Raw genomic sequence first — 18,445 nt, forward strand, 5'->3', positions numbered from 1 at the left:
CGAGAGGACGCGTGAGGCGCGGCGGCGGCCCTTCCCGCTCACACCTCGAAGAGATCCGTGTGGCCCGTCGAGGGCCAGCCCAGCCACCAGATGAACAAGCCGCCCAACAGCAGGAGCAGGAACAGAGCGGCATTGGTGCGGCGGTAGGTCAGCAGAATGGCGACGAACTCGCGAATCATGGCGCTCGGCCAGAAGTACGAAGCCGTGGGAGCGCCCACGACATGACCCCGGACGCCCGAGCGACGGGCGGTCACCGCGGCGCGGAAGACGTGGTAGTTGTTCGTGACGATCACGCACCGGTACTCCGGATTCGCCTTCCGCATCAGGGCTTTGCTGAATGTCAGGTTCTCCTCGGTGGTCGTCGAACGGTCCTCGCGCTCGATGAGATCGGCCGGGAAACCCTGCGCGATGAGATAGTCGGCCATCGCGTGTGACTCCGGCAGATGCTCGTCCGGCCCTTGCCCTCCCGAAGTGATGAGCACGGGCTGCCTGCCTCTCCGCGAGACCCTGGCATGCTCCTTCCTGGCCCGGTCGAGACGGCTGGCCAGCAGGGGCGGCACCGTGCGGCCGTCGATCAGGCCCGAGCCGAGGACCACCACGTAGTCGGCCCTGCGCCGGATGCGCAGCCGCTCGTAGAGCGTGGCGTAGAGGAGGAAGCACACGAAGAGGAAGGCGACGTGTCCGGCGAGCACGACGGCGGTCGCCGCCACGACGACCAGGGTGCGCGTGTGCAGGACCAGCGCGGTGACCAACAGGGCGAGCAGGGCGACCAGAGCGATGCCCGCGCCCAACGACAGCAGGTTCGCCGGGCTCCTGCCTTCCTTGCGCACCATGGTGATGCCGTTGGCCAGGAGGAACCAGGCCAGCGTGATGACGCCCAGAGCGGCGAGAACCAGCAGCGCGATCATCATGTCGTTGGCCAACTGCGGCCGCTCGGACATCAGTTGCAGAAACAGGGCAGCCGCGGCGAAGGCGAGGGTGAGCCCCAGAAGGACGGCGTTGCTGACTCTTCGGCGTTCACGCAGCATCCCGAAGCAGAGCGCGAGCAAGCACAGGACCGACGGGACATAGACGAGCATGCGCCCATGCTACTGAGGCGTGCGCAGGCCACGAGCCTGCGGTGTGACCGGCAGGAGACCCGGGCCCGGTGAGGCCGAACTGCCTTCACCGGGCCCGGGTCGGGCGTGTGTCGAATCAGCGCTTGATGAGAGCGGCGACGTCCTCGCCGGCCTGCTTCATCGCATCCTTCGGCTTCGACTTGCCGACCAGGACCGCCTGGACCTGCTTGGCGACGGCCTCCTCGATCTGGGCGTTCTGCGCGAACTGCCAGAACGGGCTGCCGGTCGCCGTCTTGGTGATCTTCTCGGTCCACTCGGTGGTGAAGGTGTCCTTGGCGACCTTCGGTTCGGCCAGGCCCGCGGTGGTGGACGGCGGCAGGGCACGCTCCGCGAAATACTCGGAGGTGGTCGCCCGGTCGGTGGTGGTGTGCAGCGCGAACTCGGTCGCCGCGTCCTGCCCCTTGCCCTTGACGATCGCGATGACGCCGCCCCACAGCAAGGCCTGGGGGGTGTCGCCGGAGCGCAGCACCGGACGCTCCATCGGCTGCATCGCGTCGGCCAGCGTCTTGTCCTTGGACTGGGCCGCGGTCACGCCCTTGCCGATGATGGCGTCGTCGTAGAAGGCGGCCTTGCCCTGCCCGAACAGGGCGCGCGCGTCGAAGCGGTCCACGTCCGCGGCGATCAGCTTCGCGTCGTGCAGCTTCTTGTACCAGGTGACCGCGTCGATCGAGGCATCGTCGCCGATGGTCACCTTCTCGCCGTCCAGGAGCTTGCAGCCGAACGTCTGCATCCACGGGAAGATGTCCTTGAGCTGCGCGACCTTGGTGGCCGCGGCGTAGGGCACGACACCGCCGCCGAGCCCCTTCAGCTCCCGCAGCGCGTCCTCGAACTCCTCGACAGTGGTCGGGTGCTTCTTGATGCCGGCCTTCTCCAGGAGCTTGGAGTTGGCGATCACGCCGATCGAGCCGGTGTTCCACGGGAGGCCGTACTGCTTGCCGTCGTACTTGCCGCTGTCCAGCGCCACGTCCGTGTATCCGGCCTTGGCGGCGACGGAGCCGAGATCCGCGAGCTTGCCCATCTGCGCCACCGCGGCGAGCCAGGCGATGTCGAGGTGTATCGCTCCGGTCGTCTCGCCGCCGCCGAGCTTGAGGGTCAGCTGGCTCAGATACTCGTTGTACGGGTACGAGACCGCGCGGATCTTGGAGTTCTCGGCCTTCTCCCACGCCGCGATGATCTTCTCGATCGAGGGCTTCGCGGCCTCCTCGTTGAGCGACCAGGAGGTGAAGTCGAAGTTCTTGGACTTCGTGTCGCCTCCGTTGGAGGAGGTGCTGGCGCCGGACGGTGCGCAGGCGCCCAGCACGCCGGCGCCGGCCACACCGAGCGCGCCGATGCCGAACATGCGCAGCGCGCCGCGCCGGCTGATGCCAGAGGTGGTCATGGTGTCTCCATCAGGGAGTGTGCGGAAGGGAAAGTGCGTGGGGGAGGTGCGGGCGGATCCCGCGGGCTCAGCTCTTGACCGAGCCGGCGGTCATCCCGCCGACCAGATAGCGCTGCAGGAACATGAAGGCGACGACCACCGGGACGGACACGATGAGCGAGGCCGCCATCAACTCGGGCCAGGCGGTCTGGAACTCGCCGATGTACGTGGAGACCAGCCCGGGCGGCAGGGTCTGCTTCTCCTTGTCGGCCAGCGTCACCGCGAAGATGAAATCGTTCCAGCCGCGGACGAAGGCGAACAGACCGGCGGCGATCATCCCGGGCGCGGCCAGCGGCGCCACGATGGAGTGCAGCGTGCGCCACCGGGACGCGCCGTCGATGGACGCCGCCTCCAGCAAGGCGTCCGGGATGGTGTCGAAGATGCCCTTCAGCATCCACACGCACAGCGGCATCGTGAACGTGGTGAAGGACAGCACCAGGGCCGTGTACGTGTTCAACAGGCCGAAGCTGGAGAACACGGCGTACAGCGTCACCAGCAGCAGCGCCTGGGGAAACATCTGCGACGCCAGCACCAGGTGCATCAGCGAACGCCGCCCGCGGTAGCGGAACTTGGAGAACGAGTAGCCCATGTACGTCGCGACGACCACGCTCAGCACGGCGGTGATCGAGGCCACGATCAGCGAGTTGACCAGGTACTTGATGAGCTGGTCGTTCTCGGCGAGCGCGGTGAAGTTGCTGAAGGTGAGGTCGGTGGGGATCAGCTTCGGCGGGAACTGAAAGGTCGACTCGGGGCTGCTCAGGGCGGTGGCCAGGAGCCAGTAGACCGGAAGGAGGCCGAAGGCGCCGATGACGAGGACCGCGGTCCAGGCGGCGATCCGCGAGCGCAGCAGGTCCTTGCGTATCCGGCGCCGCGCGGTGCGCCCGGCCGTCGTGGCGGCCGGCCGGGGCCGGTCGGCGTGGGACAGCGGGGTGGAGGTCGTGGAGGTCATCGGGCGTCGCCCTTCCGCTCGGTGATCCTGAGGTAGACGACGACGAGGACGAGCAGGAGCAGCATCCACAGACCGCCCAGCGCGGTCGCCCGGCCGATGTCGAAGCCCTTGAAGGCGGTCTGGTACACGGCGGTCGCGAAGGTCTCGGTGGAGCCGGCCGGGCCGCCGCCGGTGAGCACGTAGATGGTGTCGAAGTGCTGGAAGTTCCAGATGAACTCCAGGAGCAGCACGATCGAGGCGACACCGCGGACCTGTGGCCAGGTGACGGCGAAGAAGCGCCGGATCGAGCCCGCCCCGTCCATCGAGGCCGCCTCGTGCAGTTCCTTCGGCACGGTCTGCAGACCGGCCAGCAGCATGACCATCATCCAGGGGAAGCTCGCCCAGGTCTTGGTGACGATGACGGCGAGCATGGCGGTGCCGGGCTGGCCGAGCCAGGAGACGGACTCCTCGATGATCCCGGCCTTCATGAGGATGCCGTTCAGCACGCCGTAGTTCGCGTTGAAGATCCACATCCACAGGAAGGAGACCACCACGCCCGGGATCACCCACGGGAACAGGAACAGGCCGCGCAGGAAGCCACTGCCCTTCAGGCCCGAGTTCAGCGCGAGGGCCAGGGCGAAGCCGAGCACGAAGGGGACGAGCGTCGCGCCGACGGTGAAGATCAGCGTCTGCTTGAGGATCGTCAGGAAGTCGCCGCTCAGCCAGTACGCGAAGTTGTCCAGGCCGACGAACTCGCGGCCCGGAAGCCGCAGATCCTGCTTGAAGAAGCCGGTGAACAGCGCCGACAGCAGCGGGTAGACGATGATCGCCGCGAACAGGGCGAGCCCCGGTGCGGTCAGCAGCAGTGCGAACGCGCCGTTGGACAGCCGTCCGCCGGTCCGCTCACGGTGTGGAGCGGCCTTTTGAGGAGGTGCGGCCGTACTCATCGGTGGGTCCTCTCGAACGGGGCGGGAGCGGTGGCGCGGGGCGCGGCGCGGCGAACGAGCTGCGGGCCGCCCCGTTCCCTGCGTCGGCCGAAGCCCTGTGTGAATGACATGCATGCTCCATTGAATGCAAGTTGCACCATGCGGGATCGTTCTCCAGATGGTGCGACGGCGTCAACCCTTTTGGTCGGTGAATCACCGGTTCAAGGCGGGGCCGCGAACTAGCCCCACCTGCTGCGAACTTCGTCGTCGGCACGTGGCGGCAGTGTCATCGGCTGCGCCGGAAACGTACAACACATCCCACTGGCTGAACAGTAGTTGCACGATATGGATGTGATGTACGTTGAGGGCCGCTCCGCTCCGACGGACAGCGTCCGAGCTTCACACCAAGGAGGCCGCACCGTGCGGGAAGAAGAGGTCCATTACGACATCGCCGTCATCGGCGGCGGCCTGGCGGGGACCTGCGCGGCCATCGCCGCGGCCCGGCTCGGACGCCGCGTCGCCCTGGTCAACAACCGGCCCGTCCTGGGCGGCAACGCGAGCAGCGAGATCCGTGTCTGGGTCTGCGGGGCCACCGCCCACGGCGTGCACCGCTGGGCACGCGAGACGGGCATCATGGGCGAGCTGTACACCGAGAACCAGTACCGCAACCCCGAGGGGAACCCCTACTACTGGGACCAGGTCGTCCTCGACGCCGTCCGGGCCGAGCCGAACATCGACCTGTACCTCAACACCGACGTGCGCGAGGTCGACGCGAGCGGACCGGACGACGCACGCGAGGTGCACTCCTGCACCGGCTGGATGATGGGCTCCGAACGCCGCATCACCTTCCACGCGCACCAGTTCCTCGACTGCACGGGCGACGGCCTGCTCGGCCACCTCGCAGGGGCCCGCTACCGCATCGGCCGCGAGGCCCACGCGGAGTTCGGCGAACCCTGGGCGCCCGCCGAGGAGGACGAGGCACTGCTCGGCTCCACGATCCTGTTCCACACCAAGGACGTGGGCCGGCCGGTGAAGTTCGTGCCGCCCGCGTACGCCCGCGACCTCACCACCACCCCCATCCTGCGCAACCGTGTCCTGCGCACCGGGGACAACGGGTGCGACTACTGGTGGATCGAGTGGGGCGGCGAGCTGGACACCGTCCACGACAACGAGCGCATCCGCGACGAACTCCAAGCCGTGATCATGGGGATCTGGGACCACATCAAGAACTCGGGGGAGTTCCCGGACGCCGAGAACCTGACGCTGGAATGGGTCGGCAGCCTCCCCGGCAAGCGCGAGTACCGCCGCTTCCTCGGGGACCACGTGCTGACCCAGCAGGACATCCTGGAACAACGACAGTTCGCGGACCGGATCGCCTTCGGCGGCTGGTCCGTCGACCTCCACCCCGTGCAGGGCATGTACGCCGATGAGCCGGGCGCCCGGCAGCGGTACGCGGACGGCGTCTTCCACATCCCGCTGCGCTCCCTGTACTCGGCGAACGTCACCAACCTTTACTTCGCCGGGCGCAACATCTCCGCGACCCACATCGCCTTCGGTGCCACTCGTGTCATGGCGACCTGTGCCACGCTCGGCGAGGCCGCCGGTACGGCCGCCGCGCTGTGCGTCGCCGAAGGGCTCAGCCCGCGCGAACTCGCCACGAAGCACCCGGAGCTGGTCCGCCGCACCCTGCTGCGTCAGGACGCCTCGGTCATCGGCCTCGCCGACGACGACCCCGACAACCTGGCGCGCACGGCGCGGGTCAGCGCCTCCTCACACCTCGGTCGGCTGGCCGCCGAACCCTCGCCGACCGCGCCGGGTGAGCCCTACCCGCTCACCCGGGACCTCGCACTGCTGCTGCCGGTCGACCCCGCCCTCGACACCGTCGACCTGCTCGTCCACGGCGCCCCGGGCGATCGGCCGAGCGAACTCACCGTGGAGTTGTGGGGGACGGGCCGCCCCGAGAACGCGGTGCCCGTCGATCACCTGCTCACCACCACCGTGACCGTCCCGGCCGGCGGCCCCCACTGGGTCACGGCCCGCCTCGGACACCGCCCGGACAGTCCGGAGAACGTCGTCCTGATCGTGCGTGCCTGCCCGGACACGGCGCTGGTTCTCGTCCCCGAGCGCACCGACGGCGTCCTCGCGCTCCGCAGCAGGGTCGAGGGGGACGCGGCCGTCGACCACGACATCCCCGAGGAAGAGGGGCAGTTGGTCCTGGAGTGGCAGGCCCGCGGTCTGCGCCGCCGGACCTTCGCCTTCCGCGCGAGCCCGGACACCGCGGCGTTCCTGCCCGAGCGGGCCGTCGGCGGCTTCCAGCGCGCTTACGGGGGGCCGCAGATGTGGGCGTCCGAGCCACTGCCCGACCCGGAGCGGGCCGCGCAGTGGCTGCGCCTCGACTGGGGCAAGGAGCAGCGGCTCACCGAGGCACGGCTGGTGTTCGACGACGACGTCGACGAGTACCTGAACAACCTGCACCGCCACCGCACCCCGTTCGAGGTCATGCCGGAACTGGTCCGCGACTACCGCATCCAGAGCCGCGAGCCCGACGGCACCTGGCACACACTGCTGACGGTGACGGACAACCGCCGCCGCCACCGTGTGCACGAGCTGAACGGTGCGGACGGTGAGCCCGTGCGCACCGACGCGCTCCGGCTCGTGGTGGACGCGACGCACGGGGCGCGGCAGGCGCACGTGATCGCGTTCAAGGCGTACGGCGCATAGCGGCACGGCGAAGGGGCCCGGTGAAGGCCGAACCACCTTCACCGGGCCCCTTCGCCGTGCGTGCGCTTCAAAGGGCGCCGAGTGCCTGGCTGATGGCGTCGGCTGCCTCGATGACCTCGCGGACGAGAGCGGGACGCTGCTCGGCTTCGGTGTGGTCGCCGAGGAGAGACGTGGGGCCCCACAGGGAAATGGCGGCGACGACGTCCCCCGAGGCGTCCCGCACGGGCGCAGCGAGGGAGGCGCGGCCCAGGGCGCGCTCCTCGGCTTCGATCGCGTAGCCGGTGCGGCGGACGGTGTCGATCTCGGTGTCGAGGACGTCGTGGCTGGTCGTCGTGTAATCGGTGTGTGCGGCCAGGGGCTCGGGAAGCAGCTTGCGGCGTTCCTTGGGAGTGAGGCCGGCGAGGAGGCACTTGCCGATGCTGGTGGCGTGCAGCGGGGCGGTGTGCCCGGCCTGCGTATAGGACTTCGGGGCGCGGGTCCCCTCGAAGTTGCACAGGAACATCAGCTCGGTGTCGCGGCGCACGGCGACATTGGCCCCCAGCCCGGTGCGGGTGGCGAGGTCCTGGAGGACCATACGGGCGGCGCGGTGCACGGGATGGCGATTGGCGGCGGTCGCGGCGAGCGGCAGGATGCCGAGGCTGAGGCGGTAGAGGTTGCTGACCGGATCGCGCTCGACCATGTCGAGCCGCTCCAGGGTGGACAGCAGGCGCGAGGTGGTCGACGAGCCCAGTCCGGTGAGTTCGGCGACGTCGGAGACCCGCAGCTCGGCACGACCGGAATCGAGTGCGCGCAGCACCGAGACCGCCCGTTCGACACTCTGGTTCGTCCCGGTGTCGGTCGCCCGCGTAGCCATGACCCTCCTCATTTTGCAAACCGCTTGCACAATCTGCATCAGCATATAGCGTCCGCCCGAGGGCCGTACCGAGAATCCGCCCTGTTCGCCGCGAGGAAAGAGCGGCAGGCGTCACTCGTACATGACGTAGGACGGACGCGGGGTCAGAGCCAGCACCTCGTCGGGTGTCATGAGGCGGCCGCCGCCCTCGGTGTCCTCCTCGAAGAACAGCTTGAAGCCGGTGTGCAGGCGTGGCGGCATCGAGTCGACAAGCCGTTTCCACGTCTCGCGCTTGAGGTGCGGAGAGCCGATTCCGTCGGCGCACTTGACGACGGCGACCCCCTTGGGAACCTTCAGGCGGTGCTCGTCGCGGACGACCGACTCGGCGACCTGGTGGTACACGAACACCTTCTCCGGGAGATCGTGCTCGTCGACGAGAGAGGCGAGATAGGCGGCGATCCGGGTGAGTTCGCCGCCGGTGGTGTGGCCGTAGGTGTCGCCCGGTATCTGCCCGGAGCTCATCTCCCATTCCGGGTCCAGGGCGATGCCGACGTCCGGCTGGACGAGCCACTCCTTGAGAGCCTTCACCTCGGCGAGGGGATCGGCGCGGCCCGGCTGGATGTTCAGCAGGAGCAGCCCCCGGTGGTCGCGGGCGGCCTTGTGGAACGTACGGATCGTCTCGTCGGGGGTGCGGCTGCGGTAGGTGCCGTCGGGTCCGGGCCCGGAGTTGGCGACGACGGCCAGCAGCTCGAGGACCGGCAACGGCGTGCGGTCGTCCGAGTAGGCGCGGCCCCGCTTCTCCAGCTCGTCGACACGGTCGTCGAGGTCGCCTGTGCCGAGCCGGCCGAGGGCGGCGGCACCGGGCAGTCCGCAGTAGCCGACGAGCCGGTGCGCGGGGAAGACCTCGCGTCCGCCGCGCGGCAGTTCGGGCCGTCGGTGGGTGGCCCGCGGTGAGGGCGTGTGTGAGGTGCGTGCGGTGGAGGGGGTCGGGCTCGGGGTGCTGTTCCGGGCATCGGATGTGGTGTTGCAGCCGGTGGCGAGGGCGGCCGCGCCCGCGGCCCCTGCGGTGAAGAGCGCGCGCCGACGCAGGTCGGCCGGCCCTGAGCTCGAGTTGTCGGTGTGGCAGTCTGCCCGCACCTCGCCTCCCGTCCGCTGCCGGGCCGCGTACCGCGTGCCGCGGCGGCTTGCCGTGGTCATTGTCGACGGGACGCATTGCCACAGGGCGAGGCGGCAAAACGTGCGCTGACGGGGTCCGATCGGGGAGGCCGGCCGGCGGTGCGGTGACGCGGGCGGCAGCGCGACGGGTGCCGGTCCGGAAAGCGCCGGGGCGGTGCGCGGGCGGGCGCGGAGTTGTCTCGTGCCGCACGGTCCGGCCCCGCACCGGGCGGCTCCGCACCCGCCAGGTCAGGGGTCGTCCGGCTTCGACCGGCGGATGATCGGGACGGCCCTTCTCGGAGGGCGATCGCGCAGAGAACGTGCCGCGGAGCCCGCCGCGCAGGAGCACTGTCTGGCCGTGAGGCGCTACGAGCGGCGTCGACAGCCCCTATTGCCGGGGCAGTACCTCGCCCCGGCACGGTTCACGTCACTCCGAGAGCCGGAACGGGTAGCTCTCGCCCGCTCCGCGCGGCCGCAGGCAAAGAAAGAGCATGGTCTAGTCCAAAGCATCCTTTGGTCCAGTCCAATCCGTTGACGTGTTCGTATCACTCTCAACAAGCTGTCTCGACTCGCCCCCCGAGCAGGAGGAACAGAGTGAGACGACTTCGCGCATGCCTGGGCGCCGCCACCGCCATCACCACCGTCGCGCTGGCCACGACCGCGTTCGTGGCGTCCAACGCATCAGGCGCCTCGACCGAGCTGAGCAACCGCTGGTACGCCGCGGCCCCCTATCTGATGCCGCTCGACAACGACCCGCCGGACGCGGGCGCCATCATGGACGCCTCCGGGCTCAAGGCCTTCCAGCTCGCCTTCATCCTCGCGCCCAGCGGGGGCGGCTGTTCGCCGACCTGGGACGGTACGGCGCCGGTGTCCTCCGACACCGCGGTCAAGTCGGTGATCGACGCGATCCGCGCCAAGGGCGGCGACGTCTCCGTGTCCATCGGCGGCTACAACGGGACCAAGCTCGGCCAGGCCTGCTCGGACGCCGCGTCCACCGCGGCCGCGTACCAGCAGGTCATCACCAAGTACGGGCTGCGTGCGATCGACTTCGACCTGGAGGAGCCCGAGTACGAGAACACGGCGGCCATCAAGAACGAGATCGGCGCCGCCAAGATCCTCCAGCAGAACAACCCCGGCCTCTACGTCTCCGTCACCACCGCGGGCACGGCGGACGGCACCGGCTGGTTCGGCAAGCAGATGCTGCTGGAGGCGAAGTCCCAGGGCTTCACGCCGAACAACTTCTCCATCATGCCGTTCGACGGCGGCTTCAACGGCGCGGCTTCGCAGACCGGCGCCCTGACGAACTTCAACCAGATCCTGCAGTCCACCTTCGGCTGGGACCAGGCCACCGCCTACGCCCACGAGGGCTTCTCCGGCATGAACGGCCGCAGCGACACGGGCGAGATGTTCACCCAGGCAGACTTCCAGACGGTTCTCGACTACGCGACGAACCACAACATGGACCGCTTCACCTTCTGGTCCCTCAACCGCGACCGCCAGTGCTCCCCGCCCGACAACGGCGGCCGCACCTCCGGCACCTGCTCCAGCGTCACGCAGAACGCGTGGGACTTCGCCAAGTACTCGGTGAAGTTCGCCGGCGCCACGCCGCCCGCCACGACACCGCCCCCGACCGGCGGCACCACGACCCCGCCCGCCACCGGCTGCAAGACGCAGTGGAGCGCGACGGCGACGTACACCGCGGGCAACGAGGTCGGCTACAACGGCCACAACTGGAAGGCCAAGTGGTGGACCCAGAACGAGAAGCCCGGCGCCGCCGAGTGGGGCCCGTGGCAGGACGAGGGCGCCTGCTGACCGGGCCCTGAGACGTGGCCGCGCCGCCGTCTCCGCTGACCGCGGACGGCGGCGCGGCCGCCCCCGGATCATCGGCCCCCCCGGCCGGCACGACCCCGCCGCTCAGTGGAACTCATGCACCACTTGGATCTCGCCGACGATGTGGGCGTTGAACTCGTCCCAGGTCCAACTCCTCGGGGCCGGTGGGGCGCCACAGGGTCGTCGAGCGCTGGCTGGTCATGCGGCTCGGCCTCCGGGTTCAGCCGGTCGCTGGGCCGGCCGGTCGGACGATATCGGCCCGAAGCTTCGTGGCGCGGCCTGCCGATCAGGCGGCCGGTCACCGAATCGAGATGACCAAGAGTCCGGAAGGTGCCCTTCCGCGATGCTGAGCTGCGAGGATGGCGCGATGGTGAGGCTGAGAAGGCGCGTGTTCACAGTCGCCGCGGCGGTCGTGAGCGTCATGTCCCTGGCGTTGACCGCGTGTGCGCAGAGCGACTCCGGGGTCGGCAGCGGCGACCGCGAGGCGGCGTACAAGCGTGTCATCAAGGACCCGCACCCGAGTCCTGACGCCGTCATCGAGGCGGCCGGCGCACCGGCCGGGGTGGCGCGGGCGGGCGACGGCTCCCTGCTGCTGTCGTACAACGCGCGCTCCATCGGGGACGACGAGGGCCCGGCGGCCGCCGCCTGGCGGATCGTCTCGCCGGCCGGCCGCACGGTCGCGCAGCAGGCGTGGCACGCGAACGTGGAGGATCAGCCGGACCAGTACATCGGCGTGCGCGACGGCTTCGTCCGCTGGCACCGCAGCAGCCGGGGCGCGGAGAGCGCGTACGCGCTCGACGTACGCGGCAAGCGGCACAAGGTCACCGCGTCGGACCGCGCGCTGAGCACCCGCCCCGGCGACATCGTCCTCCACGAGGGGATGCCGACTCGCTTCTACCGCCCCGCCAACCGCACCATGGCGGCCCCGGCCGGCGCACCGGAATACGGAGACTTCGCGCTGGACGAGCGCGGCTCGGTCTGGTTCGTGGACCAGTCGCGGATGCCCAACCGCGTCGTGCAGCAACGCGACGGGCGCACCCTCACCTCCATGCCGATGCCCAAGCCGTACACCAGCGGCGGCGCCGTCACCGCGGCGGGCGGCACGACGGCGTTGGCCTTGCTCCGCGGCGGCCCCAACGGCACGGTCCGAGGCCTGATGGTGACCGCGGACGACGGCGCGCACTGGCGCAACCTCACCGGGGGCGGCATCCCCTGGCAGGACCTCCAGCGCGATGTGGTGTTCCTGGTACTGCAGGCGCTGCCGGACGGGCGGCTGCTCGTCGGCGAGAAGGGGGGCCGCTGCTGGCTCGCCGACGACCGCTCGAACCGGGCCTTTCACCAGCTCAAGACCCCGGTGCCGTTTACCTCGTTCACCGTCCAGGGCAAGACGCTGTACGGCATCGCGGACGCGACGACGGCGACGTACGACCTGGTGAAGGGCGAGGGGCTGTACGCCTCGGACGACGGTGGGCGCACGTGGCGGCGGCAGGGGAAGCGCGGCTGACTTGTCGGAGGGCGTTGTTACGTTGGCCCGATGATGGCCGACATCCGTTCTCAGTAAAGGTTGACGGTTCTCGCTGACCTTTGTCGGCGCCACCGCGCGCCATCCCGTACCAGTTCACAAGAACACACCGCAGGTCACAGCCCTCACCGCTACCCTGCGGGCCAACCGAAACGCTCAGCCGGGCCAACCACAGCACTCAGGGGCCAACTGAAGCGCTCAGTCACAGGCAGTTGAGGCTGCTTGCTGCACGAGGCGTTGACATGGCCCTCGCCGGGCGTTCGATCGAAGTGTCAGCATCGTCCGTCCACCCGGCGAGGTTGTGGTCAGTGTGCGCCCGCCCACCGTGTTCGCCAACGCCTCCGGCCGTGAGTGCGAGAGGTTGCGCGGCCAGCTGCGCGGTCCTGACCGCTCGATGGTTCGGGCGGTGATGGTGCTGCTGTCCCTGCATGGCCTGCCTCCCGCGGAGATTTCCTCGCTGTTGGGGTACGACCTGGCCACGGTGCGGCGGTGGATCGACCGCTTCAACGCCCATGGTGTGGCCGGCCTGGAGGACTGGCCCCGCAGCGGACGGCCGCGGCTGGGCGGGCGCCGGCTGACCGGGCGGATTGCCGCAATGCTGGAGCGGCCCTGGCCGTGGAGGTGCGTCGGCCGCACCACTACCTGGGCCGACCAAAGGTCAGCCGCCGCACCCTGAACCGGCGCCTGCGCGAGGTGGCCGTGTGGCGGCGGCCGAAGCTGATCGCCCGCGGTGATCCACACCGGGACGCCATCCTGGCCGCCCTGCGCCGCCGCATGGCACTGCTTCCCGTCGGCGCGAAGGTCTTCACCGCCGATGAAACGCATGTGCACCTGCTGCCCCACGTCCGTGCCCGCTGGACCCTGCCCGGCCACCGCCCCGAAGTCCTCACCCCGGGCAGGAATCGCCAGGTCACCGTGCTGGGTGCGCTGGAGGTGACCTCCGGCACCTTCTTCTACCGACTCGGGCGCCGCTGTGCGGCCGACTTCCTCGCCCTGCTTCAGCAGCTCCTGGCCGCCTATCCCGATGCCCCGGCCCTCGCCATCGTGTGTGACAACGACCAGATCCACCACGCCCGCGCGGTCCGCGACTTCATCGCCGACCACCCCGGCGTGCACCTGTGGTTCAGCGCCCGCTACAGCCCGCACGACAACCCGACCGAACGGATCTGGGCCGCCCTGAAGACCTTCATCGCGAACACCGCAGTGTCCTGGCCCGGCCGCAAACGACGGATCCATGCCTTCTTCCGCAGCCGATCACCGGATCAGAACCTGGCCACCGCCGCACCCTGGACAAGCCCCTGGTTCCCCACGAGATACCGACAGGACTTCTGGAAAGCCGCTTAGTCGCCCATCGTGAACCGGAAGACCGTCGAGTCGCGCGCCACGAAGCCGAGTCGTTCATAAAGCCGGTTCGCTGCCGCACGGTCCGGACGTGAGGTGAGGTCCACCGTCCTCGCTCCCGCTTCACGAGCAAGTTCCAGCGCCCGTCGGGTGAGTTCTGCCGCGACCCCCTGACCCCTTGCCGCGCTGTCGACGACCACATCCTCGATCCGGGCCCGGACTCCGGACGGCACAGGGAACAGCACCAACGTCAGCGTCCCGACGATCTCTTGGGCCACGCGGGCCACCAGCACCGTGTTGGCATCGCAACTCAGAATCCGTTCGACAGCCGCGGAGTCCAGCGGCTTCGCTGACGTCGACAGCTGGGGCAGCAAACGACCGAACGCCTCCACGAGCTCCTTGCCCGGCTGCCGCACGACCTCTACTTCAACGCTCATGCCGAGGAGCCTATCGATCGTCTCCGGCCGACCTCGTCGTCTTCGGTTCCGGAGACGAGCTGCGCACCTCGTCAGAACCACCGCTGTCTCCGTGCATCCCAACTGTCGAAGACGGCAGCAGCGGGTGCGTCGGACCCTGAGGGCCCGACGCACCCGGCTCCCGTGTCAGGCGATGACGGCGGCTTCTCGCGCGGAACGAAGGAGCCCGTTCACACCGTCACCGCACCGTCCGACGCCGAACCGACGACCGCCGCGTACTTGCTGAGCACCCCCCGCTCGACAGGGCGCGACGGACGCGACCAGCGGGCCCGGCGCTCGGCCAGTTCCTCGGCCGGGACGTCGAGGTCGAGCGCGTTGCGGGCGGAGTCGACCATGACCGTGTCGCCGTCCTCGACGAACGCGATGGGGCCGCCGTGCCAGGCCTCGGGAGCGACATGGCCGATCACCAGGCCGCGTGAGACGCCGCTGAACCGACCGTCGGTGACCAGCGTGACGGCGTCGCCGAGCCCCTGTCCCACCAGGGCGCCGGTGATCGACAGCATCTCCCGCATACCGGGGCCGCCGGCCGGACCCTCGTACCGGACGATCACCACGTCGCCCTCGGTGATCCGGCCGCCCTGGATGGCCTCGAAGCACTCCTCCTCGGAGTCGAAGACCCGCGCCGGGCCCTGGCGTACGAAGTCGGGACGCCCGCCCAGCTTCAGGACACACCCGTCCGGGGAGAGCGAGCCGCGCAGGATCGCGAGCGCGCCCGCCGGCTTCACGGGGGATTCCACCGACGTGACGACCGCCTGTCCCTCCGTCTCGGTGGTCGACGACGCCACGTCCGCCGGTGAGCGGCCGTCGACCAGGGTCACCGAGTCGCGCAGCACGCCCGCCTCCAGCAGGCGCGCCGCGACGAGCGAGGTGCCGCCGGCCCGCCACAGGTCCGCGGCCGTGTAGGGGCCGGCGGGCTTGAGGGCCGTGATGATGGGGACCTGGCGGCACACCTCGCCGATCCGGTCGATGGCCAGGTCGATGCCGGCCTCGCGGGCGATGGCGAGCAGGTGCAGGACGGCGTTCGTGGAACCGCCCATGGCGGCCACGGAGACGATCGCGTTGTGGAAGGCGTCCTCCGTGAGGATCGAGGACGGGCGCAGGTCGCGTGACAGTACGTCGAGGGCGAGCTCGCCGACACGTTCGGCCGCGGCCGTCTTCTCCTGGGCCGTGGCGGGGATGTCGCCCACGCCGAAGGGCGCGAGGCCGAGGAAGTCGGCGACGGTGCCCATCGTGTTCGCGGTGTACTGCGCCGCGCACGTTCCGGCGCCGGGGCAGGCGTGCCGGGCGAGGTCGTCCACGTCCTCCTGGCTGACCCGGCCCACGGCCCGCTCGCCGAGGGCCTCCCACATGTCCTGGATGGTCACCTCGCGCCCGCGCCACGTGCCCGGCATCATGCTGCCGCTGTAGAGGAGCACGGACGGGATGTCGAGCCGTGCCATCGCCATCATGGCGGCGGGCACCGTCTTGTCGCAGCCGACGATGCAGACCATGGCATCGAACTGGTGGGCCCGTCCCATGAGTTCGATGGAGTCGGCAATGACCTCCCGGCTGACCAGCGAGGCCCGCATGCCGGGGGTGCCCATCGTCAGGTTGTCCGAGACGGCGACGGTGTTGAACTCCATGGGCTGACCGCCCGCCCGGCGCACGCCCGTGGCGACGTGGCGTGCCAGGTCACGGTGCGTCAGGTTGCAGGGCATCGTCCCGGTCCAGGTCGAGGCGATACCGACGGTGGGACGTCGCATCTCCTCGTCGCTCAGGCCCATCGCGTAGAGATGCGAGCGGGCCGGTGCGCGGTCGGGGTCGTCGGCGATGTTCATTGCGGCTCCTTCGTCGCGAAGTCGGGGGTGGCGGCCTCCTCCGGCCTGGGGGTGGGGCGGAGGAGGCCGCACAGGGACGGCGGCAGGTCCTGCCGCCGTCAGTCGGTGACGTGGATCGGGTTGCGCAGCCGGCCGATGCCCTCGACCTCGACCTCCACGACGTCGCCGTCCCGCAGCCACAGCTGCGGATCGCGGCCCATGCCGACGCCGTGCGGGGTACCCGTGGCGATGACGTCGCCGGGGTGCAGCGTCATGTACCGGGACAGGTAGGCGATGGTCTCGGCCACGCCGAAGATCATCTCCTTGGTCGAACTGTCCTGCACCGTCTCGCCGTTGACACGGGCCGAGATGGCCAGACCCTGCGGGTCCGGCACATCGTCGGCGGTGACGATCCACGGGCCGAGCGGGCAGAAGCCGTCGAAGTTCTTGCCGCGGAACCACTGCCCGTCGGAGAACTGCGCGTCCCGGGCGGACACGTCGTTGGCCACGGTGTAGCCGAAGACGTACGACGACGCCTCCTCGACGCTCACGTCGCGCGCCGTGCGGCCGATGACGACGGCCAGCTCGGCCTCCCAGTCCAGCTGCTCGGTGCTGCCGCGCGGCACGCTGACCGTGGCGGTGGGGCCGGTCAGGCAGTGCGCGGTCTTGACGAACGCCAGCGGGACCTTCGGGGTGTCCAGGCCGGTCTCGCGGATGTGGTCGGCGTAGTTCAGTCCGATGCAGATGATCTTCTGCGGGGCGGTGAGCGGGCCGAGCAGTTCCACGTCGGCGAGCGGCACCCCCGCCACGTCGGCGCTCAGCGTCTGTTCGGCCGTCCCGTCCGCGATCAGGTCGCGCACGGCATCGGACATGTGCCGCTCGTCCTCCGCCACGACGGGGAACACGGTGTCCCCGTCCACCCGGGCCGCCAGGACCCGGCCCTCGTACCGCACTCGGGCAATCTTCACAGTCTCTCCAGGCTCGTCGGTGGGAGGGCGGGGTCAGGCGAAGCGGGGCAGGAAACGGCTCTGCGCGTGCAGCAGTTCGTCCGTCAGGGCGGCGGCCGCGTCCCGGTCGGTGACGGCGCCGTCGGCGATGACGGCCTCGACCGCCAGGTCGCGATCGCCCGTCATCGCGGCCTCGACCGCGAGGTCCACGGGTGCCAGGCGCCGGGCGAGGATCGCGGTCAGCGGCGCGGACAGGTCGGGGACCCGCAGCTGACGCAGACCCCGCGCCGTGGCGACCGCCGGGATCTCCAGGGCGGCCCCGTCCGGCAGGCCCGGGACACTGCCCCGGTTCGGGACGTTCACCGAGAACATCTCCCGCCGGTCGAACGTGATCGACCGGATGATCGCCAGAAGCTGCTCCTGCTCACCGGTGGACCGGTCGAACGCGGACTCGTCGAGCGGTACGTCCCCCTCGGCCTGGGTGCGCATCGACTGGTAGCGCTCCTCGCCCCACGCGAGGATCTCCGGCACGGAGAACGCGTCGACGCCCAGCTTCTTTCCGTAGTAGTCGCCGCTCGCCCAGCGCTCCGGGAAGAACTCCACGACGTGCCGGTCGTTGGCCGCCGGGTACGCGCCGTACGTGCGAAAGAACTCCCAGGAGAACGGGTTGTGCCACGCCTTGCCGTTCTCCCAGATCGCCCCGATGTCGTCCGGGTGTGCCGGCTCGGCGAGCTCGCGCTCCATCCGCTCCCGCACGGCGGGCCAGGCGTCCTGGCCGCGGTGGCGGAAGTCGTAGATGAACGTGAGGTGGTTGATGCCCGCGTACAGGGTCGAGGTCTCCTCGAACGGCAGCCCGGCGAACGCCGCGAGCTCCCGCTGCACGTGGTGCATCCCGTGGCACAGACCGATGACCTCGGCGCCCGCGTAACGGGTCATCGCCTGGATGTTGGCGGTCATCGGGTTGCTGTAGTTGAAGAAATAGGCGTCCGGCGCGAGTTCGACGACGTCGCGCGCGATGTCGACCATGACGGGCGTGGTGCGCAGCAGCCGGGAGATGCCGCCGGGCAGCACCGAGTCGCCGACCGGCTGGAAGACGCCGTGCCGCTGGCAGATCTCGTGGTCCGTCTGCCATGCGGGCCTGCCGCCGACGCCCACGCACGTGACGACGTAGTCAGAGCCGGGCAGTTCGCCGCGCCGGTCGGTGGACGACCGTACGGTGATGCGTTTCTCGGCGCCGCGCGCCTCGACCATGCGCTCGGCGAGGCGGGCGGTGACCGAGAGCGCCTCGGGGTTGACGTCGACGAGCCGGATCTCCCAGGAGCCGAGGTCGTCCGCGCCGATCAGATCGGCGAGCAGGCCGCGGGTGAAGACGGCGCTGCCGGCGCCGATGAGCACGAGGGAACGTCGGTCGGGATTGCTGGCTGACACGAACTTGT

At 70.0% G+C, this 18,445-nt stretch carries 13 protein-coding genes and 1 pseudogene; 4 read left to right on the top strand and 10 right to left on the bottom strand.

The window, feature by feature from the left end:
- Positions 1-38: 38 nt before the first annotated feature.
- The 4 genes from ACQUQD_RS39505 to ACQUQD_RS39520 form a co-directional block, all read right to left on the bottom strand.
- Positions 39-1,079, bottom strand: coding sequence for a YdcF family protein (locus ACQUQD_RS39505; protein WP_428957055.1), 1,041 nt, complete (start codon positions 1,077-1,079; stop codon positions 39-41).
- A gap of 115 nt (positions 1,080-1,194) precedes the next feature.
- On the bottom strand, positions 1,195-2,496 hold the full coding sequence (locus ACQUQD_RS39510) for a sugar ABC transporter substrate-binding protein (RefSeq protein WP_428957056.1): 1,302 nt from the start codon (positions 2,494-2,496) through the stop codon (positions 1,195-1,197).
- 67 nt (positions 2,497-2,563) lie between these two features.
- Entirely contained in the window at positions 2,564-3,484 is a 921-nt protein-coding gene (locus ACQUQD_RS39515; RefSeq protein WP_428957057.1) for a carbohydrate ABC transporter permease, read from the bottom strand.
- A complete protein-coding gene (locus ACQUQD_RS39520) occupies positions 3,481-4,410 on the bottom strand; it encodes a carbohydrate ABC transporter permease (protein ID WP_428957058.1) in 930 nt (309 codons plus the stop codon). Before ACQUQD_RS39520 ends, ACQUQD_RS39515 begins: the two co-directional genes overlap by 4 nt.
- 399 nt (positions 4,411-4,809) lie before the next feature.
- Between ACQUQD_RS39520 and ACQUQD_RS39525 the strand changes: the two genes are divergently transcribed.
- Positions 4,810-7,110 (top strand): FAD-dependent oxidoreductase, encoded by a 2,301-nt coding sequence (locus ACQUQD_RS39525; RefSeq protein ID WP_428957059.1) that lies wholly within the window; start codon positions 4,810-4,812, stop codon positions 7,108-7,110.
- 67 nt (positions 7,111-7,177) lie between these two features.
- On the opposite strand, the gene ACQUQD_RS39530 is transcribed toward ACQUQD_RS39525, so the two are convergent.
- Together ACQUQD_RS39530 and ACQUQD_RS39535 are read right to left on the bottom strand one after the other, a co-directional pair.
- A complete protein-coding gene (locus ACQUQD_RS39530) occupies positions 7,178-7,963 on the bottom strand; it encodes an IclR family transcriptional regulator (RefSeq protein ID WP_428957060.1) in 786 nt (261 codons plus the stop codon).
- A gap of 111 nt (positions 7,964-8,074) precedes the next feature.
- Positions 8,075-9,139: a hypothetical protein gene (locus ACQUQD_RS39535; protein ID WP_428957061.1), complete on the bottom strand. Its 1,065-nt coding sequence runs from the start codon at positions 9,137-9,139 to the stop codon at positions 8,075-8,077.
- Positions 9,140-9,691: 552 nt separating this feature from the next.
- On the opposite strand from ACQUQD_RS39535, the gene ACQUQD_RS39540 reads away from it, so the two are divergent.
- From ACQUQD_RS39540 to ACQUQD_RS39550, 3 genes and pseudogenes are all read left to right on the top strand, one after another.
- Positions 9,692-10,909 carry a chitinase gene (locus ACQUQD_RS39540; RefSeq protein ID WP_428957062.1) on the top strand — a complete coding sequence of 406 codons (1,218 nt, stop codon included), beginning with the start codon at positions 9,692-9,694 and terminating at the stop codon, positions 10,907-10,909.
- Between the two features lie 406 nt (positions 10,910-11,315).
- Entirely contained in the window at positions 11,316-12,431 is a 1,116-nt protein-coding gene (locus tag ACQUQD_RS39545) for a hypothetical protein (protein WP_428957063.1), read from the top strand.
- A 328-nt stretch (positions 12,432-12,759) separates the two neighbouring features.
- Positions 12,760-13,793: pseudogene (locus ACQUQD_RS39550) on the top strand (IS630 family transposase).
- On the opposite strand, the gene ACQUQD_RS39555 reads toward ACQUQD_RS39550, so the two are convergent.
- The 4 genes from ACQUQD_RS39555 to ACQUQD_RS39570 form a co-directional block, all read right to left on the bottom strand.
- The gene (locus ACQUQD_RS39555; RefSeq protein ID WP_428957064.1) at positions 13,790-14,227 is read right to left on the bottom strand and encodes a GNAT family N-acetyltransferase; all 438 of its coding nucleotides are present in this window, start codon (positions 14,225-14,227) and stop codon (positions 13,790-13,792) included. The pseudogene ACQUQD_RS39550 and the gene ACQUQD_RS39555 sit on opposite strands and share 4 nt — an antisense overlap.
- Positions 14,228-14,436: 209 nt before the next feature.
- On the bottom strand, positions 14,437-16,083 hold the full coding sequence (gene ilvD, locus ACQUQD_RS39560; RefSeq protein WP_428957065.1) for a dihydroxy-acid dehydratase: 1,647 nt from the start codon (positions 16,081-16,083) through the stop codon (positions 14,437-14,439).
- A gap of 98 nt (positions 16,084-16,181) precedes the next feature.
- Positions 16,182-17,030, bottom strand: a complete 849-nt coding sequence (locus ACQUQD_RS39565; protein WP_428957066.1) for a fumarylacetoacetate hydrolase family protein — start codon at positions 17,028-17,030, stop codon at positions 16,182-16,184.
- A 33-nt stretch (positions 17,031-17,063) separates the two neighbouring features.
- Positions 17,064-18,437: a hypothetical protein gene (locus tag ACQUQD_RS39570; RefSeq protein ID WP_428957067.1), complete on the bottom strand. Its 1,374-nt coding sequence runs from the start codon at positions 18,435-18,437 to the stop codon at positions 17,064-17,066.
- Positions 18,438-18,445: the final 8 nt, after the last annotated feature.

The organism is Streptomyces sp. cg35, from assembly GCF_050410835.1.
Classification (GTDB): Bacteria; Actinomycetota; Actinomycetes; order Streptomycetales; family Streptomycetaceae; genus Streptomyces.

Excerpts from the sequence above, each read along its gene's own strand:
- ilvD (WP_428957065.1), bottom strand. The coding sequence starts at position 16,083 with ATGAACATCGCCGACGACCCCGACCGCGCACCGGCCCGCTCGCATCTC.
- ACQUQD_RS39510 (WP_428957056.1), bottom strand. The coding sequence starts at position 2,496 with ATGACCACCTCTGGCATCAGCCGGCGCGGCGCGCTGCGCATGTTCGGC.
- ACQUQD_RS39520 (WP_428957058.1), bottom strand. The coding sequence starts at position 4,410 with ATGAGTACGGCCGCACCTCCTCAAAAGGCCGCTCCACACCGTGAGCGG.
- ACQUQD_RS39555 (WP_428957064.1), bottom strand. The coding sequence starts at position 14,227 with ATGAGCGTTGAAGTAGAGGTCGTGCGGCAGCCGGGCAAGGAGCTCGTG.
- ACQUQD_RS39515 (WP_428957057.1), bottom strand. The coding sequence starts at position 3,484 with ATGACCTCCACGACCTCCACCCCGCTGTCCCACGCCGACCGGCCCCGG.
- ACQUQD_RS39505 (WP_428957055.1), bottom strand. The coding sequence starts at position 1,079 with ATGCTCGTCTATGTCCCGTCGGTCCTGTGCTTGCTCGCGCTCTGCTTC.
- ACQUQD_RS39530 (WP_428957060.1), bottom strand. The coding sequence starts at position 7,963 with ATGGCTACGCGGGCGACCGACACCGGGACGAACCAGAGTGTCGAACGG.
- ACQUQD_RS39535 (WP_428957061.1), bottom strand. The coding sequence starts at position 9,139 with ATGACCACGGCAAGCCGCCGCGGCACGCGGTACGCGGCCCGGCAGCGG.